The following is a 23213-nucleotide window of genomic DNA, read 5'->3' as shown; positions in this document are numbered from 1 at the left end:
GACGCCTCATGACCACTACCGCCACGGCCATCCGCCACCCGCTGAGCCCACTCGCCGCCGTCGAGATCGACTCCTTCCGCAGCACCCTCACAGCGGCCGGGCTCGTGGACGACAGCACACGCTTCGCCTACGTCACCCTGGTCGAACCGGACAAGAAGCTGTTGCGCTCCGGCGTCCCGGTCGGGCGACGGGTCTCCGCGCTGCTCGTCCAGCTCTCGACCGCGCAGACCCGCGAGGTGGTGGTCGATCTCGAATCCGCGGCGATCGTCGTCGACCGGGTCATCGCGGCCGTCGACGGTCACGGTCCCACCTTCGACGAGGACTTCGCCCTCGGTGACGCCATCGTGAAGTCGGATGCGGGCTGGCTGGCCGCGCTCGCGAAGCGGGGGATCACGGACCTCGAGAACGTGCGCACCGTCTCGCTCTCGGCGGGCTCCTTCGGCTACCCGGACGAGGTCGGCATCCGGGCGACGCGTGTGCTCGCGTTCCACTCGCAGTACCCGTCCGACTCGGTCTGGGCGCACCCGATCGACGGTGTGGTCGCGCACGTCGACCTCACGAACCAACGGGTGTTGCGCGTCATGGAGACGGAGGTGACCCATGTCCCGTCCGAATCCGGCGACTACCGCGACCCCGCGGTCCGCGGACCGGAGCGCACGACGCTCAAACCGATCGAGATCACCCAACCCGAGGGCGTGAGTTTCAGCATCGCCGACGACGTGCTGTCGTGGGAGAACTGGAGCGTGCGGCTCGGGTTCAACGGCCGTGAGGGACTCACCCTGCACCACCTCAGCTACGCGGACGACGGCACCGAGCGCAGCATCATCGACCGGGCGTCGATCTCCGAGATGGTGGTGCCCTATGGCGACCCCACGCCGACGCACAACTGGCAGAACTACTTCGACGTCGGCGAGTACCAGTTCGGCCGGCTCGCCAACTCGCTCGAGCTCGGCTGCGATTGCGTCGGGGACATCACCTACCTCGACGCGGTGGTCGCCGACGATTTCGGCCAGCCGACCACGGTCAGGAACGCCATCTGCATCCATGAGGAGGACTACGGCATCCTGTGGAAGCACACGGATGCGTTCGCGAACACGAGCGAGACCCGCCGCCAGCGCCGCATCGTCATCTCGTTCTTCGTCACCGTCGGCAACTACGACTACGGCTTCTACTGGTACCTGTACCTCGACGGCACCATCCAGCTCGAGGCCAAGGCCACCGGCATCGTGTTCACCTCTGGGCACCCGGGTGGCGACTACCCGTACGCCAGCGAGATCGCCCCTGGCCTCGGAGCGCCGTTCCATCAGCACCTCTTCTCGGCGCGGCTCGACATGGCGGTCGACGGACAGGCCAACGCCGTCGAGGAGCTCGATGCCGAGCGCGTCCCGATGGGGCCGGGCAACCCGGTGGGGAACGCCTTCACCCGGAAGGTGACCCGGCTGCGCACCGAGAGCGAGGCGCAGCGTCTCGCCGCTACGGACAAGGCGCGGGTCTGGACGATCGTCAACACGGAGAAGACCAACCGGATGGGCGACCACCCTGCGTATGTGCTGTACCCCGAGGGGCAGCCGACGCTCCTCGCCGCGGACGACTCGTCCATCGCCAAGCGCGCCGCCTTCGCGACGAAGCACCTGTGGGTGAGCCGCTTCGAGCCCGGCGAACTCTGGGCGGCCGGCCCGCTCGTCAACCAGCACCCCGGTGGCAGCGGTATCGGACGGTACGTTCAGGGCGACCGGGACATCGACGGGACCGACATCGTCGTCTGGCACACCTTCGGTCTCACCCACTTCCCGCGCCTCGAGGACTGGCCGATCATGCCCGTGGACTACGCCGGCTTCACGCTCAAGCCGCACGGCTTCTTCGATCGCAACCCGACGCTCGACGTCCCGGCGTCGATCGGCGGACACGGGGGACGCGGCGAGGACGCGCCTGCCGGCGATCACTGCGCGCACCACGGCTGACCGCGGCGATCGTGATCGAGATCCTGCATGGCGGCATGCTCGTCCCCACCTCGGTGAGCCTGTGCTGCGCGTTCGGCTCGGCGCGGCGTGATCGAGTCATGGGCGTGGTCGTCGGGCTGGCGATGCTCCTCGCGATGGCCGACATCGCCGTTCGTTCCGAAGTGCTCCCGGCGGTCGTGTGGGGCGCGATCCTGGTGCTGCTGGCGCTGGTGGTCAGCGCGCATGCGTCCGTGCAGCACCGCGCCCGGCCGTCGGCGGGAACCCTCGTCATGGCCGCCCATCGCGGTCTCGGGCTCGTGCTCATGGCGGCGGCACTGGTCCTCACCGGACCGAGCGGTGGCACGGTCGCGACCGCAGCGCACACCCATGCGGCGACCGGACCGATGCTCGCACTCGTGCTCGGCGGTTCCACGCTCGCCTACGCGGGGTTCGCCGCGGTCGCCATCGCCCGCCGTCTGCACGGTGGGCCGGAGGGCGGCCGCACGCGACATCGGTGGGTGCGGGACGGTTCGCTCGACATCGCGGCGATGACGGTGGCGACGGTGCTGATGTCCGTCATGGTGGTCGTTCCTGCGGGCAGGTGACCCGGTGTCTCGTGGGGCCGGACCCAGCGAGGCTGGCGCTGGTGACCAGTCCTGCCGGAGTGCGGTCGGCACGGCGGATGGGGAGCGGTCCCCATCCGTCCGACGGTGCAGGACCAGTAGCGTGTGGCCATGAGGAAACGCACAGCGCTCGTCGGCGTGCTCGCCATCGCCGTCTCGCTCACGGGATGTGCACGGGGGATCGACACGGACGATTCCGGGAGCACCGCTCTCGTCGAGGAGTTCTTCGCACACCTCGAAGCGGGTGAAGCGACGAAGGCCGCGGCGTTGACCACGATCGACTTCCCCGAGGAGTTCATCGACGACGACTTCTACCGCGCATCCGACGCCTTGCCGGCCGACGCACGCATCGTCGAGACCAGGGGCTATGACTCCGGAGGATTCAGGGCGACCGTCGAGTACACGTTCGACGGTGCCGAAGCACCTGGCACGCTCGAACTCTCGGTGTCGCGCGAGGACGGGGAGCTCCGGATCACCGGCTGGCGGGGCGACGCCCCGATCACGATCGGCGGCATCGAGTCGGCCGCGACGGTGACGGTGAACGACCAGCTGGAGTACCCGCTCGTCGAGGATGGCACCGAGCTCCGACTCCTTCCCGGCGCCTACGGGGTGAGGTACGACGATCCGACCGGCCTGACGAGACTGCTCGGCACGGACGACGCGTTCACCGCTTACGTCCCGAACCTCGGAGGAGACGAGAGCGAGGCCGACTTCAGCTTCTCGCCGGCATTCACGGCGGATGTCGAGCCGGCACTCGCCGCCGCGGTCGAAGGGCTGCAGGCGGCATGCGCGGCCGAGCGGTTCGTCGGGCCATCTTGTCCGACGGAACTGACCGCTTCGCTGCCGGGACCGCTGGCGGAGTCCGTGACCGCGCAGTGGTTCCGTGAGCCTGGGCCGGAGATCACGCTGATCGACGGCGAGTACCACGCGACGTCGTCCTTCCGTGTCCGGTTCTCCGACGATGCGCTCCGGACCACGACCGTCTCCTACACCGGCGTGCTGACCCGCGATCCGGCCGGCGCGATCGCCTTCACCCCCGAGCCGACGAGCAGTTCGCAGCCGACCCAGGCGCCATAGGCTCGCAGCGCGGTGCCGTCCGGCCCGTCCTTGTCTGGCGCACGAGAGCACGGTCACGCGGTCTGTCCGAGACCGACCCCGGCCTGGGGGCGGTCAGCTCCATCGCCACCGCCTCGACATGGCGGCTTCGATGCCCGGGCTCAGGAGCTCGCGGAGAGGATCGGGGCTCCGATGAGCCGCTCGGTCTCCTCCCAGATGAAGGCCCCAAGTGCCGGATCGAGGCTGATGGGCGGCGCGGGGACCACCCGAGGGGCTCCGACCTCGCGCCGTTCCGGACCGATGTACGCCAGCGACGGGAGCTCGGGAGTGCTCGCGGCGAGGACCGCCGAGCGGGCCGCCTCGTGTTTGCCGGCGACGATCCGGGAGAAGAGCGGCCCGATCACGGCCGCTGCGGCCCTGAGGAGTGCGCTGCGCCGGTGGACGCCGGACCGGTCGAGGGTGAGGGCGTCGATGGCGGCTCCGGGGTGCACGACGATCGACCGCGTCGAGTGGCCCTGGGCTTCGAGCCGACGGGCCAGCTCGAATCCGAACAGCTGCACGGCGTGTTTGGAGTTGGTGTACGCGATGCGAGGTCGGTAGTCGCGCTCGGAGAGCCAGTCCGACCGGTCGAAGGGATGGGTCGCCGTGACGAGGCTGCCCTGGTGGACGACCCGGGCGCCGACCGTCCGCTCGAGCGCGGGCAGGGCGTGGCGGAGGAGCTCCGTGTGAGCGAGGTGGTTGACGCCCATGGTGTGCTCGACGCCGAACGGCCCGACCCGACGCGTCCGGCTCGGGCCCACCACACCGGCGTTCAGCACGAGTCCGTCGAGCCGGTCGAGCTCGGCCAGGTGCGCACCCGCCGACCGGACGGTGTCGACGTCGTCGAGGTCGGCCGTCAGAGCACGATGGCGGTGCGGTCGGGGGAGCAGCTCGATCACCGTGCGTGCTCGAGCCGGGGAGCGTCCGATCACGATGACCTCGGCCCCGAGCGCGGCCAGCTGTTCGGCGATGAAGTACCCCACGCCCGAGGTGGCTCCGGTGACCGCGATGACGCGGGAGTCCAGTCGTTCAGTGGTCATGGGAGGACGCCCTTCGGTTGGGAATATGCTTCGAGTCTTGAATCACCTGCCGACCATAACACTTCAAGTCTCGAAGGAGCTGCTACGGTTTCCCCATGGACCTGAGGACCGCGGATACGGCTTCCGCCCTGCTGGCGGCGTACGACGTCACGGCCCGAACGACGGAGTCGGTGACGCCAGCGCTCGACGAGTTGGGCCTCACCATGAACACCGCGTATGCGTTGTGGATGGTCGATCCCGAAGCGGATGCGCTGCCGATGAAGGAACTCGCCGCACGCGTGCACTGCACCCCGCAGAACGCGACGTTCCTCTACGGGCAGCTCGAGCAGCGCGGGCTCGTGGCGCGGCTCCCGGACGTCTCGGATCGCCGGCAGCGCGTGGTCTCCCTGACGGCGCGCGGGACCACCGTCAGGGCGTCGATGATCGAGGCGGTGCTCCAGCACAGTCCACTCAACGGCCTCACCCAGCCGGAACTCGCGGTGGTCGGTCGCCTCCTCGCGAAGGCTGCGCGCTCGGACTCGTAGCGCGATTGCGACGGCAACGTGGACGGAGTCCGCGCCTCGTTCAGCCGGCGTGGAGGGTGTACCCGACGCCGTAGACGGTGACCAGCCTGGCCGGACGCCGCGGATCGGTCTCGATCTTCGCCCGGAGGTTCTTCACGTGGGTGTCGATGGTGCGGTCGCCGATCCAGCGGTCCGTGCCGTGGAGCCGGTCCAGCAGGCGGGCACGGCTGAGGACGATACCGGGATGCAGGGCGAACTCCTCCAGGAGGTCGAACTCGGCACGCGTGAGGTCCAGCGGTCGCTCCCCGAGGGTGGCCCGATGCCGGTCCGGGTCGATCTCGAGGTCGCCGACCGCGATGACCGTCGACGCGGTCACGGTGCGGCGCGCGCGTCTCAGGAGCGCGCGGACCCGTGCGACGAGCTCGCGGGGGCTGTACGGCTTGGCGAGGTAGTCGTCGGCGCCGAGCTCGAGCCCGAGCAGCAGGTCGTTCTCCGTCGAGCGGGCGGTGAGCAGGAGGATCGGGAGGTCGAACTCCTCCTCGCGCAGCGTCCGGCAGACCGTGAGGCCGTCGGCGCCGGGGAGCATCACGTCGAGAACGAGCAGATCCGGTGGCGAGCGGCGCACCTCCGCGAGCGCCTCGGCACCGTCCGCGAGCACCGTCACGTCGTGCCCCTCGCGTTCGAGGTAGCGGCGCACGAGCTCCGACTGCAGTGCATCGTCCTCGACGATCAAGACCCTGGTCACGTTCCGATCCTAGGCACGAGCCCGGCATGCGGTCGGGCTCGGCACGGTTCGCTCACAAGTCGCTCACATCCGGTGACGAGGGTGGGTCGCAGCCGTCCATACCTGAGGAGGAACCGTGCCACGCACCATCCATCGAACCCTGACCGCCGCAGCGGGCGCCTTGGCGCTCCTGGCGGGACTCACCGCCTGCTCTGCGCCCGCCGCCGACCAGGGGGCCGACGGCGGTATCGCGACCCTGGAGACCGCCGCACCGACCCCGACCGAGGCCGTCGACCCGCTCTTCGCGGAGTATGGCGAGCCCGTGCGCCTGCGCCTCGACATGTCGGACGAGGAGGAGGCGGAGGCTTGGAAGCCGCGCGACCGCTGTCTCGCGGATCACGGCCCGGCGATGCCGGACGCTCCGACGGGCGGTGACGGCGGCTCGGTCAGCGGCGGCGTCGCCGAGGATCTCGTGGGGGTCGCCGAGGCCGAGGCGCTCTGTCTGCGCGTGGCGCCGTTGCCCCCGTGGGAGCTCGACGCGCAGAACCCCGATGCGCTGCGGTTCGTGCAGCGCGTGGTGGACTGCCTGCGCGACCGCGGCGTGCGAGAGGTCGAGATCACCGAAGCGGATACGTTCGGCCGGATCAACCTCGCCTTCGGCGGCGAATCGAACGACGCCACCTCGATCTCGCTCGGGATGCAGTACGTGGACGCCTGCATGGCCTCCACCTCGGACGGGAGCGCCGAATGACGCGGCCGCGACGGCGCACCGTACTCATCGGTTCGCTCGTCCTCTGTGCCGTCCTCGTGACGTGGGCCGGGGGAGCCACCCTGCTGCTCCGCCCCGCGGCCGATGCGGCTCCGGTCGAGCCGACGGCCGCGCCGGCCACCGTGGTCGTCGAGCGGGGAGAGCTCGTCCAGACCGCCCGCCTCGACGGCGCCGTCGGGTTCGGTACCGCGGTGCCCGTGACGACGAAGGCCGACGGCGTCATCACCGGCCTGCCCCCGGTCGGCGGTGTCCTCGACCGCGGATCCGTGGCCCTCCGCGCGAACGAGCGACCGGTCGCGGTGCTGATCGGCGAGCTGCCGCTCTATCGCGCGATCGACGGCTCCGGGATGGAGGGGGCGGACGTGAGCATGGTCGCGTCGAACCTCATGGAGCTCGGATACCTCAGCCGGAGTGATCCGGCGGACTTCGAGACCGGGGAGGCGTTCGGCGAAGCCGTGCGGGACTGGCAGGAATCGCTCGGCCTGGAATGCACCGGCTCGCTGGGACCCGCCGACGCGATCGTCTTGAGTGCGCCGAGTCGTATCGCCGCCGTGACCGCACGCCTCGGCGACCCGGCGGGTGGACAACCGTTGACGGTCACGCCCACGACGCGCGTCGTCGAGGCGTCGGTCCCGACCAAGGACGCGGGCGTCATCGGCGCCGGCGCGAAGGCCACGATCGAGCTGCCCGACGGGCGCGCCGTCGGCGGATCCATCGTCACGGTGACCACGACCGGTGAAGGAGCCGAGGCGAAGGTCCGTGCGGTCGTCGCGATCGACGATCAGGCCGCGCTCGACGGTGTCGACGCGGCCGCGGTGACCGTCCGCGTCGCCACCCGATCCGTGCAGGACGTGCTGATCGTTCCTGTGGCGGCCCTCGTCGCGCTCGCGGAAGGCGGGTACGCCCTGCAGGACGAACGCGGTCGACTCCACGGGGTCGAGGTCGGGCTGATCGCGGACGACCGCGTCGAGGTCAGCGGTGCTGGGATCGACGCCGGGATGACCGTGGTGTCGGCACGATGACGACGCCGGCCCTCGAACTCGAGCACGTCAGTCGCATCCACCCCGGCGGGGTCGCCGCGCTCGACGACGTCTCCCTGCGGATCGACGCCGGTGAGCTCGCCGCGATCGTCGGGCGATCCGGCGCTGGCAAATCGACGTTGCTCAACGTGCTGGGCACGCTCGACCGGCCCACCTCCGGCGTGGTCCGGATCGGCGGGGTCGACACCCGTGAGCTCACGGATCGGGCGCTGTCCGACGTGCGGGGGAGCTCGATCGGGTTCGTCTTCCAGGGCTTCCACCTGACGGACGGCGTGACCGCCGAACAGAACGTCGTGACGGCACTGCTCTACAGCGGCGTTCCGAGACGGGAACGCCGTGACCTCGCGTGCGCGGCACTCGAGCGAGTAGGGCTCGGGCACCGGATCGGGCATGCGGCGCAGGACCTCTCCGGCGGTGAACGGCAGCGGGTCGCCATCGCCAGGGCGATCGTGGCCGACCCGCTCGTCGTCCTCGCGGACGAACCGACCGGCGCCCTCGACACCGCGAACGGCGAGCGCGTGCTCAGCCTGCTCGAACGGTTGCACGACGAGGGGACCACCGTCGTCGTCATCACCCACGACGTCGAGCTGGCCACACAGCTGCCGCGTCGTATCGAGCTGCGCGACGGTCGCATCATCGCCGACACCGAGATCGATGCACACACCGAGAGGATGGCCCATGCGTGAGCCCCGCAGACGTCTCGACGTCCGAGATCTCCTGGAGGTCGGCACGGTCGGGCTCCGAACCAGACCCCTGCGTGCCGTGCTCTCGACGATCGGCATCGCCATCGGCATCGCGACCCTCGTGACCGTCACCGCCGTGCCCGCGTCCTCGCAGGCCGCACTCGACGAGCAGCTCACGGCACTCGGGGCGGACCTGTTGCGGGCCGATCCCCGTGCCGGCGCCGACGGAGCGCCCGTCCCGCTGCCCGATGAGGCCCTCGGCATGCTGCAGCGCATCGGAACCGTGACCGACGCCGCGACGGTCGGCAACACCCACGCCCCCGTTCGCAGCAACGTGTTCCGCGGGTACCCGGAGACCGGCTTGACCACGCTCGCCGTTCGCGGCGACCTCCGTGGGGTGCTGCGGACCCAGGTGACCTCCGGTCGCTGGCTCGACCGGACCGACCTGCCGACGGCGGTGCTCGGCGTCGACGCAGCCGAGCGGTTGGGCCTGTCGCGGCTGCCCGATCGGCCGGTCACGATCGATGTCGGCGGCGTCGCGTTCACCGTCGTCGGCGTGCTTGCGGAGACGCCGCTGTCCGCCGACGTGCAGTCCGCAGTGCTCGTCGATGACGCTGCCGCACGACGCTGGCTGGGCTTCGACGGCGCACCGACGGTCGCCTACGTCACCGGTGTCGAGGCGTCCATCGACGCCCTCCGTCCCGTCGTCGCCGCCACGCTCTCGCCGGGGGCGGGCGGACTCGTGCAGGTGAGTCAGCCCTCGGCCGTGCTCGCCGCCAAGGCCGCTGCCCGGTCGAGCTTCGACGGCCTGTTCCTCGCACTCGCCGCCGTCGCGCTCGTCATCGGTGGCATCGGCGTCGCGAACACGATGTTCGTCTCCGTGCTCGAACGTCGCCGGGAGATCGGATTGCGGCGAGCGCTCGGCGCACACCGGGGTCAGATCCAGGCGCAGTTCCTCGTGGAGGCGATCACGCTCTGCGCGCTGGGTGGTGCGACGGGTGTGGTGCTCGGTCTGCTCGGCACCTGGGCGTGGAGTGGTCTGCAGGACTGGCCGCTGGTCGTCCCAGTGGAGACGATCCTGTCTGGGATGGCCGCTGCGCTGGTGACCGGTGCCGTCGCCGGGCTCGCCCCGTCCATCCGTGCCGCCCGGCAGTCGCCGACTGCGGCCCTCGCCGCGACCTGATCGCGTGACGTGACGATGAGGGGGCACGGATGCGAACCGGGACGGGAAGCGATGAGAGCATGGCTGACGACATGACTGACAGCGGCGGAGCGGCAACGGTGGGGCGCCGACGCGTACCGCGGCTCCTCGCCCGCTATCTCGCGGCCGGCCTCTTGCTCGTGCTGGCTTCGGTGGGCGGCACGATCTGGCTCGCGCAGACGTCGGAGTACCGGTACGACGAGCAGGCGTCCGGCGCCGATCTCATGCGGGACGAGCAGGTGATGGACGCGCTGACGGTCTGGGCCGGGCATCACACGGATTGGAACGACGTCGGGTCGACGCTGTTGGTCCTCGGTCAGGAGACGGGACGCCGCATCGCCGTGCTCGACGGCGACGGGACGGTGATCGCGGACACCGCACCCGAGCTGCCTCGCCCGGCGCGGGCCACCCGGCTGCTCGACCCGCTCGCGCTCCGAGCCGATCCGGTGACGTCCGAGGTGGGGCTGCCCGACGGGATCACCGGGCCGTTCCTGCTCGATGGGACGCAGCGTGCGGAGCTCGCCCGGCAGGCGGACGCGGTGGTGAGGTGTCTGGGCGAGGCGGTCGGCGAGACGGCGGTGTGGACGACCGGCCGACCGGTCGTCTCGGGTGACGAGGATGCCCCGGATTGCGGCCGCGCCGCGCTCGATGCCCCGTTACCGAGTGAGCAGATCGCCCTCGACGATCTCCGTGATCGGACGAACACGTGCCTGCTCGCGGCGGACGCCCCGCTGATCACCAGCGTCGAACTCGCGCTGTCGCCCTCGATCGCCCCCACGGGACTCGCGCTGCGCACCGTACCGACCGGCGACGACACCGCAGCGGCGTGCCTGCTCCAGGCGCGTATCGATCAGGCGAAGGCCACGACGGCGCCCCCCGTCACCCTGGTGCTCACCGACGAACGCGGCGACGTTCGCGGCCCGCTCGACGCGAGTCCCGGATCGATCGCCCGCGTCGCCGGGTTCATCGTGGTGCTGCTGGCGCTCCTGTCGGCGGCGGCGGCACTCATCATCGTCCCGACCCTGCGGAGTGCACGCCGGCTCGAGGCTGCTGTCGAGCGGTTCAGCGCCGGCGATCGGGATGCCCGCGCGGAGCTCCCCGCGGGCGACGACCTCGCCGGCGTCGGAGCGGCGTTCGACCGCATGTCGAGTGAGGTCGCCGGACACGAGGCCTCCCGCCGTCGCCTGCTCGGCGACATCGCCCACGAACTGCGCAGCCCGCTGACGAACATCCGTGGCTGGGTCGAGGCTGCGGACGACGGACTGGGACTCGACGACGCGGCCCTCCGCCGGCTCGTGCTGGATGAGGCGGGGCGGATGGAGCGGATCACCGGCGACCTGCAGCTGCTCGCGTTGGCGGAGTCCGGGGACCTCGTGTTGGACCTGCGGAGGTGCGATGCGGCGGTGGTCGTGCGGGACCTCGCCGAGGCGTACCGGGTGCGCGCGGCGACCTCCGAGGTCGCGCTGCACGTCCAGATCGCCGGGCCGTTGCGCCTCGAGACCGATCCAGCCCGATTGCGGCAGATCCTCGACAACCTGCTGTCGAACGCCTTGCGGCACACCCCGGCGGGCGGGCGGATCGACCTCGACGCGGAGCTCGTCGACGGCACGGTGCGGATCGCGGTGGTCGACACCGGTGAGGGCATCCCCGCGGCGGATCTGCCACGGATCTTCGACCGGCTGTGGCGTGGCGAGCCGTCGCGGGTCCGCGCCGGACGGAGCACCGGTCTCGGCCTGTCGATCGCCCGCGGCCTCGCCGAGGCGCTGGGGGGCCGGCTCACCGCGCGCAGCACCCTCGGCGAGGGCAGCCGTTTCGAGGTTGTCCTCCCGGCCGCGGAGGCTCACCGACGTGGGGCGTCGCGCGCGGGGGAGTAGGACGTCGGATCCTGGCCCCGCCCGGCTTGCCCGGTCAGAGGGCGGCCCGGGAACGCCTGAAGGCCCCGACCGTCTGGTCGGGGCCTTCAGCCGTTCAGCTGGAACGGGCTCAGTGCTCGTCGTAGTGCTCGCCGTGGGCGGCGTGCTTGTGGCCCTCGTGGACGAAGTCGACGTGGTCCCCGTGCTGGACGGCCTCGTGGCCGCAGTCGTCGCCGTGGGCGTGGTCGGTGACGGTGTGCTCGGCGACGCTCTCGTGCTCGTCGTAGTGGTCGCCGTGCTCGGCGTGGTGGTGCGTGCCGTGCACGTAGTCGGTGTGGTCCTCGTGCGCGACGGCCTCGTGGCCGCAGTCGGCTCCGTGGGTGTGGTCGGCGAGGGTGTGCTCGGCGTGGATCTCGGTGGTGCTCATGGGTGCTCCTTCAGGTTCAGGTCCGGCGATGGATCCATCGCACCACATACATAAACGGATTGCAATGTCTTCATGTAATCGATAACGGTTGTCATCGCCGATAATCCTCGTCGCTCGGACTCCAAGCCGGCGGGGCGTCTGCCCACCGCCTGGCAGACGGAAGTGCCCCGCGCAACCTCATGACCGCAGGATCCTCCCGTCTCCGGCGACGGTATACGGTCGGAGCATGAGCCTCACCGCCGACCCGGGCACCACCAGCGCGCCCACCGAGACGTCTGTGTCGGCGCGTCGACGGCACTACGCGGAGTTCTACGGGCTCGCACCGCTTCCGGCCGACTTCGGGGTGGTGCTCGGCAACTGTCAGGCCGAGTCGCTCCGCACGGTGATGGACGCCGAGGAACGACGGTTCGTGCGCGTGCCCGCCGTGCACGAGATGACGGCCGAGGACGCCGAGCGCCTCCACGAGGTCGTGCGGAGCGCCCATAGTGTCGTGACGCAGCCGGTGCGCGACGACTACCACGGGCTGCCCCTCGGAACCCGGCAGGTGGCAGCCGCCACCGGTGGTCGGGTCCTGACCCTGCCGCCGGTGCGGTTCGGTGGACTGCACCCGTTCCAGGCCTCCATCCGGATCCCGGCGTTCGAGGAGAGCCTGCCGATCGTCGACTACCACGACGTCCGGACGCTTGCCGCTACTGCCGGCATCCCTATCGCGTCGGCGTTGCCGCCGGACGCCGTGCGGGCGATCGGTCAGTCCTCGCTCGAGGTGCTCCGCGCCCGCGAAGCGCTCACCGACGTGGCGGTCTCCGACCTGTTCGACGAGGTCACCGCCGATCACGTCCGCACCGTCAACCACCCCGGGAACGCGATCTGGCTGCCCCTCGGCGTGAGGGTGCTCGAAGCACTGGGCCTCGACGGGGCCGTCACCGATCCGGGTCGGCCCCTGCTGAACGCCGTGCACGCACCCCTCCTTCCCGAGGTCGTCGACGCGTGGTCCCTCGCCGACCAGCCTCGTGACCACTGGATCGTGGGCGGAGCCGAGATCGACGACGCCGAGGTTCGCGCAGCCCACACCGACTGGTACGCGTCCCACCCCGGCCTCGTCACAGCGGCCGTGGGCAGGTTGACGGACCTCCTCGCCGTCTGGCGTGACGCGTGATGGTGGCACCACTCCTCCTCGTCCACGACGGCAACCACGGCGTCGCCGTCTACGCGCGGGAGCTGGCCGGCGAGGTCGCCGCGAGGCATCCGACCATACGCAGGGTCGACACGGCACGCCTGGACCGCCTCGCCGACGGCACCGCGGTCCACGCGCACTTCACCGACCGCCTCTGGGGCGGGTCACCGGAGCAGGCCGCCGACGGCTTCGTCCAGCTCGCAGCACGGTTGCGAGTGAGCGTCACCCTGCACGACGTCCCGCAGGCCTCCGACGGGGCGCACAACCTCCCACGACGGCGGGCCGCCTACGCCCGAGTCGCGGCGGCCGCGCGGGGTGTGGTCATCAACAGTGACCACGAGCGGGAACTGCTCCGCGAGGAGGGCGTCTGGTCTGGACCGGTCGCCCGCATCCCGTTGCCCGTCGAACTCCAGGGCGGCGAGCAGCGACAGCAGTCCGACGGATCCGTCGGCGTCCTGGGCTTCTTCTACCCCGGCAAGGGGCACGACGAGGCGGCCGCGGCCGCAGCGGCCGCCGGGATGACCCGGCTGACGGTCCTCGGTCGTGCCTCCGACGGACACGCCGCGGACCTCGAGGCGTTCATCCGTCGTGCCGGTGCCGTCGGTGTCGGCGTCGAGGTCACCGGCTGGCTCGACGACGCGGAGATCGCCCGGCGGGGGAGAGCCGTCGCCGTGCCCGTGATCGCGCACCGACACGTCTCCGCATCCGGATCGCTCGCGTCCTGGATCGGCTGGGGTCGGCGGCCGGTGGCCATGCGCAACCGGTACATCGACGAGATGGCGGCCCTGCGCCCGGGTGCGTTGACGTCCGTCGACGAATCGGACCTCGCGGTCGCTGTCCGCAGCGCCGCCGAACAGCCGCAGCGGACCTGGCACGGCTTGCGGCGGCTGCCGATGTCGTGGACGGAGGCGACGGACTCCTACCTGCGCTGGTGGAACGGGCTGGACGCATGAGGCGGCCCTGGGTCGTCGGCAACCGTTGGGACACACTCGACGGGATCCAGCCCGATCTGCTCCCTCGGGTGTCGGTGATCGTCGCGCACTACGACCAGCCCGGCGAGCTGAGGCGCACGCTGCACGCCCTCACCGCGCAGGACTACCCGCGCGAGCTGTTGGAGATCGTCGTCGCCGACGACGGTTCACCGGGTGTGGTCGACGTGCCCGACGACGTGATCCTCGTCCGGCAGGAGGACCAGGGTTTCCGCCTGGCGGCGGTCCGCAACCTCGGTGTGCGGGCGAGCAGCGGTGAGGTGCTGTGCTTCCTCGATGCCGACACTGTCCCGGAGCCGGGCTACGTCCGTGCGCTGACCCGGCTGCCGGCCCTGCTGCCCGAGGCCGTCACCGTGGGCCGTCGTCGGCACGCCGACTTCTCGGGCATCGACCCGGACGTGCCCGTCGTCGAAGCTGCGGCCAGTCGTGAACTCGCCGAACCCGCCTGGCTCGCCGAGGCGTATGCCAGGTCGCACGACCTGCTCGAGGCCGACGACCGGTCCTACCGGTTCGTCATCGGCGCGGTCATCGCGTGTTCGCGCACGATGTTCGACGAGGTCGGCGGCTTCGACGAGTCCTTCACGTCGTACGGCGGGGAGGACTGGGAGTGGGCGCACCGGATGTGGCAGGCCGGTGCCGTGCTCGCCCACGTCTCCACTGCAGTGGCCTGGCACGACGGCCCGGAGTGGGCCGGGCGCGCCGACTCCGGCTTGGACCGCGCGAACGCCCAGACGATGCGGTTGCTCTCGGCGATCCCCGTCCCTGGCTCAGCACCGAGGGCTCTGTGGTCAAACACGGCCGACGTCGTGATGCGGTTGCGGGGTGCGCACAGCAGGGCCGCCCGGTTCATCGCGGCCGACTCGTTCCTCGCCGCCTTCCCGCAGGCCAGGTTGGTCCTCGAGGACGACGGAGCGCCGGAGCTCCGGGACGACCCGCGCGTCGTCATCGGATCGGATCAGACCGACGCGCGCGTGACGTGGGACCTCGAGCGACCCGTCGTCGTCCTCGACCCGGCGTGGATCACGGACGCTGTCGGACGCCTCGGAACGGGCGAGGTGGGCACCATCGAGCTCGTCGACGACGAAGGCATCCCGCTCGGCACCCTGCGGTCACGGCGCGCCACGCGTCGAGCGCAGCGCTGGGGCGGCCCTGCCGCGTTCACGACGGAACGGCTCGTCGCCGAGGGCGTGTTCCCGCTGCGGTCCGACCCTCGCCTCGAGGCCTGGGTCGGCGGCTGGGGCGGACCCTCGTCGTTCTGCTGACGGGTCCCCGACACGAGTCGTCCGCCCGGTCTCATGACCGGCTGACGGCCCGAGCGCAACCCCACCGAGGTCGACCGGTCACTCGTCTAGCGTGGTCGTCATGTCCCCGCATGACCAGTACGAGCTGACCAATCCTGTGACCCGATACGCCCGGGTCGAACCGCCCCTGCAGCACCAGCCCGAGCCCGGCGTCCAGGCCCGGATGACGCCGGTTCCCGACCTCGGCGAATCGAGCTACCGGGGGAGCGGACGACTCGAAGGTCGCAAAGCCCTCATCACCGGAGGCGACTCCGGCATCGGCGCCGCGACGGCGATCGCGTTCGCCAGGGAGGGTGCCGACGTCGTCATCGCGCATCTTCCGGGTGAGGAGGAGGACGCCGAGCACGTGCTCGGACTCATCGACGAAGCCGGGCGACGCGGCCTGGCGATCACCGCCGACGTCTCGCACGCCGCCGAATGCCGCCGACTCGTGTCGGAGGCCGCCGACTTCCTCGGCGGTCTGGACATCCTCGTCAACAACGCCGGCAAGCAGATCGCCGTCGACCGGGTGGAGGACCTCAGCGACGAACAGTTCGAGGAGACCTTCCGGACCAACGTCTTCGCGAACTTCTGGATCACCAAGGCGGCGCTCGCGCACCTCGGCGCCGGCGCGAGCATCGTCAACACGGCCTCGCTGGAGGCCTACAAGCCGTCGCCCGACCGGCTCGACTACGCCGCGACGAAAGCCGCGATCAACAACCTGTCGAAGGGTCTCGCCCTACAGCTCGCCGACCGAGGGATCCGCGTCAACGTGGTCGCCCCTGGCCCCGTCTGGACCGCGCTGCAGGTGTCCGACGGCGTGTCGGACGAGCAGATGACGAACTTCGACGACGAGAACACCTACCAGCGGGCGGGGCAGCCTGCCGAGCTCGCGCCGGCCTACGTCTACCTGGCCTCAGCGGAATCCGGGTACGTCTCCGGTGCCACGCTGAACGTCAACGGTGGCATGGTCACTCCGTGACCGCGGCCGAGTGCACGGTCTTCTTCCTTCCCGGGCTCGGCCTGGACGCGGCGGCGGCGCAGCCCCTCGCACATGAGCTCGGTGACCGCTTCCGGGTCGTCCCCGTGACCCTCCCAGGTCAGGGCGGATCGGCCGACGCGCCCGACGGTTCGGTGTCCGCCCAGATCGACGCCGCCCTCGCGGTGATCGCGGACGAAGCCGACGGCGGCCCGTGGTTGCTGTGCGCGCACAGCATGGGCGGGAAGATCGCTGCCGGCATCGCGTCCCGGGTCCGGGACGGCGACGTGCCCGTCTTCGGTCTCCTCGGGGTGGTCCTCCTCGCACCGTCGCCACCGACACCCGAACCGATGCCCGACGAGAAGCGCAGCCAGATGCTCGCCTGGGTCGAGGACGGCCCCATCGCCGAAGCCGATGCGCAGACCTTCGTCGACGACAACGTGGGTGCACCGCTGCCGGCCGAGCTCCAGCAGCCGACCGTCGCGTCCGTGCAGGCCATGTCGCCAGTGGCGTGGCGACGCTGGCTGGAGCAGGGCAGTCTGGAGGACACCACCTCGTCCGTCGGCGTCCTGGACCTCCCGTGCACCGTCCTCGCGGGCGACCAGGAGGACGCGCTCGGAGCCGCCGTGCAGCCGGACCTGCTGTCCGGTGTCTACCCGCGTGCACGATTCGTCCCCCTCGCCGGAGCAGGACACCTGCTCCCGCTCGAACGCCCGATCGAGGTCGCCCACGCGATCACGGAGCTGTGGGACGAGATCATCGTCCACAGCGCGGTGGTGCCCGCCGAGTGGGGGCGCGTCATCGCCTCACCACGGACCACGACGCGCGTCCGGAGTGCCCTTGCACGACGGGCGTTGCCCGACGCTGCCGCATACCGATCGCGTGTGTTGGAGCCGGAGCAGCTCGACCTGCTCCGACAGATCGCCGCGCGGCTCGTGCCGCAGCCGGTCGGCGGGGCGATCGACCTCGCCGCGCGCGTCGACACCGACCTCGCAGCAGGCGGCGGCGACGGCTGGCGGCCGATGGGGGCCTTGACGGACGATGAGGCCTACCGCGTCGGCCTGGACGAGCTCCTGCCGGTTTGGCCGACCTCACCCGACGGCCAGGACGCGATGATCCGCGACGTCATCGATGGGAAGGGCGTGCCCGGCGGGACCGTGGCGGGAGACGAGCTGCGTCGCTGGTTCGAGGACCTGCGCGTCGACCTCGTGCGGGAATGGCTCATCCACCCGGCGTCCCTCGCGCGGGTCGGCTACGACGGCTTCGCGACCGGAGCCGAGGACGTCGACTTCGCCGGCTACCAGCAACTCGCCGCAGACACCCGAGACGAGTGGGAGCCCTCCGACCTCGGCGTCGCCCCGCTCGACCAGACGCAGAAGGACACCGCGTGAACCTCGATTCCATGCAGACGTACGAGCTCGAGGACAGCGTCGACGTCGTCGTGGTCGGGACCGGAGCGGGAGGTGCGCCGTTGCTCGCACGCCTCGCCGCGCAGGGCCTCCGTGTCGTCGCCCTCGAAGCCGGGCCGAACCACGATCCCGCCGAATCCACGCCGGACGAGGTCGATGCGACCACGATCAACTGGATGTCCAGCCGGTTCAGCGGCGGCGACGCCCCGACCGCGTTCGGTCCGAACAACAGCGGATTCGGCGTCGGTGGTGGCACGGTGCATTGGGGCGCGTTCACCCCACGTCCCGATGCCCGCGACCTGCGTCTGCGCAGCGACACCGGGCAAGGAATGGACTGGCCCGTCGACCACGCGGAGCTGACCCGCTACGTCGAAGAGGTCGAGGCGTTCATCGGCGTCTCCGGTCCGACGCCCTACCCGTGGGACCCGGCACGCACGTACCTGTACGCACCGCCGCAGCGCAACGCCCCGGCGGACCTCATGGCGAAGGGTGCCGACGCCCTCGGGATCCGGGCGACGGACGCACCCGCCGCGATCATCACCCGCGACCGCGACCAGCCCCACCACGGCCTTCGACGCGCGACGACGAACGTCGGATCGATCCACCAGGGCGAACGCCACGGTGCGAAGGCGACGACGGCCATCACCTACCTGCCGGCCGCCGTCGCTGCTGGCGCCGAGATCCGTCCGGACGCAGTCGTCCACACCATCGAGCGCGACGCCCGCGGTCGGGTCACCGGTGTGGTGTACCGGCAGGACGGTGCAGACCACCGGCAGCGGTGCGAGGCGCTCGTGCTCGCCGGCGGTGGGATCGAGACGCCCCGCCTCCTGCTCCACAACGACATCGCCAACTCCAGTGGCCAGGTGGGACGCAACTTCCTCGCCCACGGTGCCGTCCAGGTGTGGGGTCGGTTCGACGAGCAGATCCGCGGATACCGCGGCTACCCGTCGGCACTCATCACCGAGGACTTCCTGCGTCCGAAGGATGCCGACTTCATCGGCGGCTACCTGCTGCAGAGTCTCGGCGTCATGCCCTTCAACTACGCCACGACACTCGTGCGAGGCGGTGGCCTCTGGGGTTCGGAGCTGATGGACGAACTCGAGCTGTCACGCCACAGCGCCGGTATCGGCATGAACGCCGAGTGCCTCCCCGCCGACGGCAACCGCGTCGAGCTGGCCTCCGAGGAGGACGAGTGGGGTCTGCCGCGTGCCTCGATCACCTTCTCACCCGGAGCCAACGAGGAGGCCATCGACCGCCACGCCATCCGGACGATGACGGACATCCTCACGGCGGCAGGCGCACGCAGTACCCGGGTGCTCGCACGCACCGCGCACACGCTGGGGACGTGCCGGATGAGCACCGATCCTTCCGAGGGCGTCGTCGACGGCGACGGTCGCTCGCACGACATCGACAACCTGTGGATCTGCGACAACTCCACCTTCCCGAGCGCTCTGGCCGCGAACCCCGGCCTCGCCCAGATGGCGTTGTCCGTGCGGACCGCAGACCGGATGCTCGCGGCTCGCTGACCTGGAGGCAGGACCGGTTCAGTCGACCCGGGCTCGGGCGAGGTCCTGGCCGACACGCCCGTTCGTCGGGGCCGCCGCCGTCGAGTCCCGCTCCTGGAGGAGCGGGACCGAGGGTGCCGTCGTCCGGACCGGTTCGCCGTTGACGTGGTCGAGGAGCGTGGCGAGCATGGTCCGGCCGACCAGCTCGAAGTCCTGGCGGACCGTCGTCAGCGGCGGCGAGAGATGCTCCGCCTCGGGGATGTCGTCGAATCCGACGACGCTGAAGTCGAGTGGGACGCGGACGCCCTGCTCGGTCAGGGCGTGGATCAGCCCGAGCGCCATCTGGTCGTTCGCGGCGAACACCGCCGTCACCTCCTCGTCGAGGCGCCGACCGATCACGTAGCCCGACGTCGGCGTCCAGTCGCCGGTGCCGATGAGCTGCGCGACGAGGCCCGCCCCGGCGAGTTCGTCCCGCCAGCCGCGTTCACGCTCCCGCGCGTCGACGGCGTCGGCGGGCCCGGCGAGATGGCCGATGCGCCGGTGTCCGAGCCGGATGAGGTGCGCGGTGGCGGCGCGAGCGCCCGCGTACTGGTCGACACCGACCGTCACCAGGCCCGCTCGAGGCGTCGCGTGCAGGGCGACGAGGGGCACGCTCAGCTCCATGCCGGCGACGATGTCGGTGACGCCCTCCCGGGCGCTGATGACCGCGATGCCCTCGACGTTCTGGCGGAGGAACCCTTCGACGGCCGCGCGTGCCGATCCGGGATCGCTGTCGACCATGTTCGCCGTGAACACCGACCACCGGGCGTCCCGAGCGGCCGCGTTGAAGTGGAGGACGGATGACGACGGACCGAACTCGGTCCCTCCGGTGGCGATGAGCCCGATGGTGCGCGACCGCTTGGTGACCAGGGTGCGGGCTGCAGGGGAGGGCACGTACCGCAGCTGCATGATCGCCTCCTCGACGCGGGCTTTCGTCGCCGGTCGGACGTTCGGCAGGTCGTTGAGCACCCGTGACACCGTCTGGTGGGACACCCCAGCCAGCCGAGCGACGTCGAAGATCGTCGCATGGCGGGACGCCTCAGCCACGGGGTCCGTCCGGTTCAGGGCTCGGACGCGCGTCCGGGACCTGTTCGTCCGGCGCCTCGGACATCGCGGCGAGCAACTTCGACACGGTCAGATCGTGGTTCGGCAGGTCCGCGACCTTCCGTCGGTCGCGAAGCACCGCGATGCGATGGCTGATGCGCAGCACCTCTTCGAGTTCCGCGGAGATGAACACGACCGAGAGTCCGTTCTCGGCGAGGCGACTGACGAGCTTCTGGATCTCCGCCTTCGCGCCGATGTCGATCCCGCGTGTCGGTTCGTCGAGCACGAGGAGCCGCGGGGCGAGCGCCAACCACCGCGCCAGGAGCACCTTCTGCTGATTGCCACCCGAGAGCTCCTTCATGAGCGCATCGGGGTTCGCGGGTCGGATCCCCATCGCCTGGATGTAGCTCTCGGCCAGTTCGTTCTGCCGCCGCAGGGGGATCCGGCGGAACCAGCCGAGGTCGGCCTGCAGGGCCAGGGCGATGTTGTCGCGGAGGCTGAGCTCGCCGATGATACCCTCCGTCCGCCGGTTCTCGGAGGCGTAGACGATCCGCTGTTTGAGCGCCCGTCGCGGGGTCCCGAGGCGGGTCGGTGTGCCGGCCACCTCCACGGACCCGGTGTCCGCCCGGTCGACCCCGGTGAGGAGCCTGGCGAGTTCGGTCCGGCCGGACCCGAGCAGGCCGGCGATCCCCACGATCTCGCCCTCGTAGACCTTCAGGTCGATCGGTTCGACGCCTCCCTGACGCCCGAGGCCGATCGCGGCGACGAACGGTTCCTCGCCGTCGAGCGAGTCGCCCTCGTCGGAGGTGTCGAGCCCGCGACGGATCTCGTCGAAGGTCGCGAGCTCCTTGCCGATCATCTTGTGGACGAGGTCGATGCGCAGCAGTTCGTGGGGGAGGTACTCACCGACGAGGCGGCCCTCCCGCAGCACGGTGAGACGATCGGAGATCTCGTAGACCTGGTCGAGGAAATGGGAGATGAAGAGGATCGCGACCCCCTCGGCCTTGAGGATCGAGATGATCCGGAAGAGTTCGGTGACCTCGTCGGTGTCGAGGCTCGAGGTCGGTTCGTCGAGGACGAGCACCCGGGTGCGCACCGCGATCGCGCGCACGATCGCGACGAGTTGCTGGACGGCCGGCGGATGGGTCGACAGCTGTGACGCCGGGTCGATGTCGAGGCCGACGGACGCCAGCAGCTCCCTGGCACGCTCGCGCATGCGTCGCCCTGAGATCCCGCCCCAGGCGTGCCGTGGCTCACGACCCAGCAGGATGTTCTCCGCGACGGTGAGGTTGGGGAGGAGGTTGACCTCCTGGTACACCGTGCTGATCCCGTGCGCTTGGGCATCGGCGACGCTCGAGAAGGACACGTCACGGCCGTCGAACCCGATGCGGCCGGCGTCGAGGTGGTGGACACCCGTCAGCACCTTGACCAGCGTGGACTTGCCGGCACCGTTCTCGCCCATGAGGGCGTGGACCTCGCCCGGGAAGAGGCGGAGCTCGACGTCGTCGAGGGCCTGCACACCCGGGAACCGCACGGAGACGCCGCGCAGGTGCACGAGCGGCGCGGGTGTGGTCATGGGTGACTCTCCATCGAGGCGGGTGGTCGGGTGGACGCCGACGACCCCGACTCTAGCGCGAGCGACAGCTGTCGGGGGAGTGCATCGCGGAGGAATGTGAGGGCTCACATTGCCTGTTGACATGGTGTCGAGGCCCTGGCTAATGTTCAGCACAACGCAATTGTGATCGCTAACAATCAGTGCACACCGGCGTTGCACCAGCAGCACACATCGCATTCACACCGCGTCCCGATGTCGGGACCGCGGGTCTCAAGGAGGAGATCAATGTTCAGAACAGCACGTGTCCGCGCCATCGCGGGCCTCGCTCTCGTCGGTGCCATCGCGATCAGCGCGACCGCCTGCTCCGGTGGTTCCGGAAGCGCTGGCGGCGACGCCGGTGGAGACGGCGAACTCACCACCATCGGTTTCGTGGCCGTCGGGCCCGAGGGCGGATGGCGTACCGCGAACGAGAAGAACATCCAGGACTCGTTCTCGAAGGAGAACGGCTTCGACCTCAAGTACGCACCGGCGACGAACGGCGACCAGAACTCGCAGATCACCGCCTTCACCTCGTTCATCGACGAGGGCGTCGACGCCATCCTGCTGTCCGCCACCGAGGCGACCGGCTGGGAGAGCGTCCTGAAGCGCGCGAAGGAGGCCGAGATCCCCGTAGTCCTCCTCGACCGCGGCATCGAGCCGAACGACACCGAGCTCTACACGAGCCGGATCGCCCCAGACAACGTCGGTATCTCGGGCTCCGCCGCCGAGTGGGCGAACGGTCAGTTCCCCGACGGCGCGAAGTACGTCGTGCTCGAGGGCCCTCCCGGCCTCTCCGTCGTGAACGACCGCAACAAGGGCTGGGACGAGACCATCGACCCGAACTTCACGAAGCTCGAGTCGCAGTCGGCCAACTGGTCCACCGAAGAGGCGAAGAGCGTCTTCGAGACGATCCTCAAGGCGAACAACAACGACGTGCAGCTCGTGTTCGCACAGAACGACGAGATGGGCCTCGGCGCAGCCCTCGCCGTGGAGGAGGCCGGCCTGAAGCCCGGCACCGACGTCAAGATCATCACGATCGACGGCACGAAGGCGGCTCTCGAGGCCCTCGAGGCCGGTCGTCTGAGCTTCGTCGCGGAGTACAACCCGCTGTTCGGTGACACCGCCATCGACGTGGTCAAGAAGGCACTCGCCGGCGACTCGGTCGAGTCCGAGATCGTCGTGCCGAGCGTGACGTTCGACTCGCCCGACGCGGCCAAGGAAGCGCTTCCCACCCGCGCGTACTGATGAACCCCGGTCGTCCGGCAGCGCACCCCCATCGCTGCCGGGCGACCGGCCCACACC

21 protein-coding genes are annotated in these 23213 nt (G+C 70.5%); 16 read left to right on the top strand and 5 right to left on the bottom strand.

The genetic code is table 11. From position 1 onward, the window contains the following. Window positions 1-8 precede the first annotated feature (8 nt). The 3 genes from QRN27_RS00375 to QRN27_RS00365 all read left to right on the top strand — a co-directional run bounded on the left by QRN27_RS00375 (window position 9) and on the right by QRN27_RS00365 (window position 3640). Window positions 9-1961 (top strand): primary-amine oxidase, encoded by a 1953-nt coding sequence (locus QRN27_RS00375; RefSeq protein WP_285040227.1) that lies wholly within the window; start codon window positions 9-11, stop codon window positions 1959-1961. Between the two features lie 11 nt (window positions 1962-1972). Continuing rightward, window positions 1973-2545 (top strand): hypothetical protein, encoded by a 573-nt coding sequence (locus tag QRN27_RS00370; protein WP_285040225.1) that lies wholly within the window; start codon window positions 1973-1975, stop codon window positions 2543-2545. A 129-nt stretch (window positions 2546-2674) separates the two neighbouring features. Further along, on the top strand, window positions 2675-3640 hold the full coding sequence (locus QRN27_RS00365) for a hypothetical protein (protein WP_285040224.1): 966 nt from the start codon (window positions 2675-2677) through the stop codon (window positions 3638-3640). A 140-nt stretch (window positions 3641-3780) separates the two neighbouring features. On the opposite strand, the gene QRN27_RS00360 is transcribed toward QRN27_RS00365, so the two are convergent. After that, entirely contained in the window at window positions 3781-4698 is a 918-nt protein-coding gene (locus tag QRN27_RS00360; protein ID WP_285040222.1) for an SDR family NAD(P)-dependent oxidoreductase, read from the bottom strand. 95 nt (window positions 4699-4793) lie between these two features. On the opposite strand from QRN27_RS00360, the gene QRN27_RS00355 reads away from it, so the two are divergent. Continuing rightward, window positions 4794-5222, top strand: coding sequence for a MarR family winged helix-turn-helix transcriptional regulator (locus tag QRN27_RS00355; RefSeq protein WP_285040221.1), 429 nt, complete (start codon window positions 4794-4796; stop codon window positions 5220-5222). A 40-nt stretch (window positions 5223-5262) separates the two neighbouring features. Here QRN27_RS00355 and QRN27_RS00350 read toward each other — a convergent pair whose 3' ends face one another. Next, the gene (locus QRN27_RS00350; protein WP_285040220.1) at window positions 5263-5946 is read right to left on the bottom strand and encodes a response regulator transcription factor; all 684 of its coding nucleotides are present in this window, start codon (window positions 5944-5946) and stop codon (window positions 5263-5265) included. A gap of 115 nt (window positions 5947-6061) precedes the next feature. Here QRN27_RS00350 and QRN27_RS00345 point away from each other — a divergent pair, with 115 nt between their 5' ends. The 5 genes from QRN27_RS00345 to QRN27_RS00325 all read left to right on the top strand — a co-directional run bounded on the left by QRN27_RS00345 (window position 6062) and on the right by QRN27_RS00325 (window position 11492). Beyond that, a complete protein-coding gene (locus QRN27_RS00345; protein WP_285040219.1) occupies window positions 6062-6676 on the top strand; it encodes a hypothetical protein in 615 nt (204 codons plus the stop codon). Further along, window positions 6673-7716, top strand: a complete 1044-nt coding sequence (locus QRN27_RS00340; RefSeq protein WP_285040218.1) for a peptidoglycan-binding protein — start codon at window positions 6673-6675, stop codon at window positions 7714-7716. The genes QRN27_RS00345 and QRN27_RS00340 overlap by 4 nt, the downstream gene beginning before the upstream one ends. After that, window positions 7713-8420, top strand: coding sequence for an ABC transporter ATP-binding protein (locus tag QRN27_RS00335; RefSeq protein ID WP_285040217.1), 708 nt, complete (start codon window positions 7713-7715; stop codon window positions 8418-8420). The genes QRN27_RS00340 and QRN27_RS00335 overlap by 4 nt, the downstream gene beginning before the upstream one ends. Next, window positions 8413-9600: an ABC transporter permease gene (locus tag QRN27_RS00330; protein ID WP_285040216.1), complete on the top strand. Its 1188-nt coding sequence runs from the start codon at window positions 8413-8415 to the stop codon at window positions 9598-9600. The genes QRN27_RS00335 and QRN27_RS00330 overlap by 8 nt, the downstream gene beginning before the upstream one ends. 71 nt (window positions 9601-9671) lie before the next feature. Next, window positions 9672-11492, top strand: a complete 1821-nt coding sequence (locus tag QRN27_RS00325; RefSeq protein ID WP_285040215.1) for a sensor histidine kinase — start codon at window positions 9672-9674, stop codon at window positions 11490-11492. Between the two features lie 109 nt (window positions 11493-11601). Here the strand turns inward: QRN27_RS00325 and QRN27_RS00320 are convergent, their stop codons facing one another. Then, window positions 11602-11898, bottom strand: coding sequence for a hypothetical protein (locus QRN27_RS00320; protein ID WP_056006156.1), 297 nt, complete (start codon window positions 11896-11898; stop codon window positions 11602-11604). A 226-nt stretch (window positions 11899-12124) separates the two neighbouring features. Between QRN27_RS00320 and QRN27_RS00315 the strand changes: the two genes are divergently transcribed. The 6 genes from QRN27_RS00315 (at window position 12125) to QRN27_RS00290 (ending at window position 19255) form a co-directional block, all read left to right on the top strand. Continuing rightward, the gene (locus QRN27_RS00315; RefSeq protein WP_285040214.1) at window positions 12125-13054 is read left to right on the top strand and encodes a WcbI family polysaccharide biosynthesis putative acetyltransferase; all 930 of its coding nucleotides are present in this window, start codon (window positions 12125-12127) and stop codon (window positions 13052-13054) included. Continuing rightward, window positions 13054-14025, top strand: coding sequence for a hypothetical protein (locus QRN27_RS00310; RefSeq protein WP_285040213.1), 972 nt, complete (start codon window positions 13054-13056; stop codon window positions 14023-14025). The genes QRN27_RS00315 and QRN27_RS00310 overlap by 1 nt, the downstream gene beginning before the upstream one ends. Beyond that, entirely contained in the window at window positions 14022-15323 is a 1302-nt protein-coding gene (locus QRN27_RS00305) for a glycosyltransferase family 2 protein (RefSeq protein WP_285040212.1), read from the top strand. Before QRN27_RS00310 ends, QRN27_RS00305 begins: the two co-directional genes overlap by 4 nt. A gap of 100 nt (window positions 15324-15423) precedes the next feature. Further along, on the top strand, window positions 15424-16323 hold the full coding sequence (locus QRN27_RS00300) for an SDR family oxidoreductase (protein ID WP_285040210.1): 900 nt from the start codon (window positions 15424-15426) through the stop codon (window positions 16321-16323). After that, entirely contained in the window at window positions 16320-17711 is a 1392-nt protein-coding gene (locus QRN27_RS00295; RefSeq protein WP_285040208.1) for an alpha/beta fold hydrolase, read from the top strand. The genes QRN27_RS00300 and QRN27_RS00295 overlap by 4 nt, the downstream gene beginning before the upstream one ends. Continuing rightward, on the top strand, window positions 17708-19255 hold the full coding sequence (locus tag QRN27_RS00290) for a GMC family oxidoreductase (RefSeq protein ID WP_285040207.1): 1548 nt from the start codon (window positions 17708-17710) through the stop codon (window positions 19253-19255). Before QRN27_RS00295 ends, QRN27_RS00290 begins: the two co-directional genes overlap by 4 nt. Window positions 19256-19273: 18 nt before the next feature. On the opposite strand, the gene QRN27_RS00285 is transcribed toward QRN27_RS00290, so the two are convergent. After that, the gene (locus QRN27_RS00285; protein WP_285040205.1) at window positions 19274-20320 is read right to left on the bottom strand and encodes a LacI family DNA-binding transcriptional regulator; all 1047 of its coding nucleotides are present in this window, start codon (window positions 20318-20320) and stop codon (window positions 19274-19276) included. After that, window positions 20313-21893 (bottom strand): sugar ABC transporter ATP-binding protein, encoded by a 1581-nt coding sequence (locus QRN27_RS00280; protein WP_285040204.1) that lies wholly within the window; start codon window positions 21891-21893, stop codon window positions 20313-20315. Before QRN27_RS00280 ends, QRN27_RS00285 begins: the two co-directional genes overlap by 8 nt. A gap of 264 nt (window positions 21894-22157) precedes the next feature. Between QRN27_RS00280 and QRN27_RS00275 the strand changes: the two genes are divergently transcribed. After that, window positions 22158-23156 (top strand): ABC transporter substrate-binding protein, encoded by a 999-nt coding sequence (locus QRN27_RS00275; RefSeq protein ID WP_056777685.1) that lies wholly within the window; start codon window positions 22158-22160, stop codon window positions 23154-23156. Window positions 23157-23213: the final 57 nt, after the last annotated feature.

This window comes from Plantibacter sp. LMC-P-059a (assembly GCF_030209505.1).
Classification (GTDB): domain Bacteria; phylum Actinomycetota; class Actinomycetes; order Actinomycetales; family Microbacteriaceae; genus Plantibacter.
This window is presented reverse-complemented; position numbering and strand designations above follow the sequence as displayed.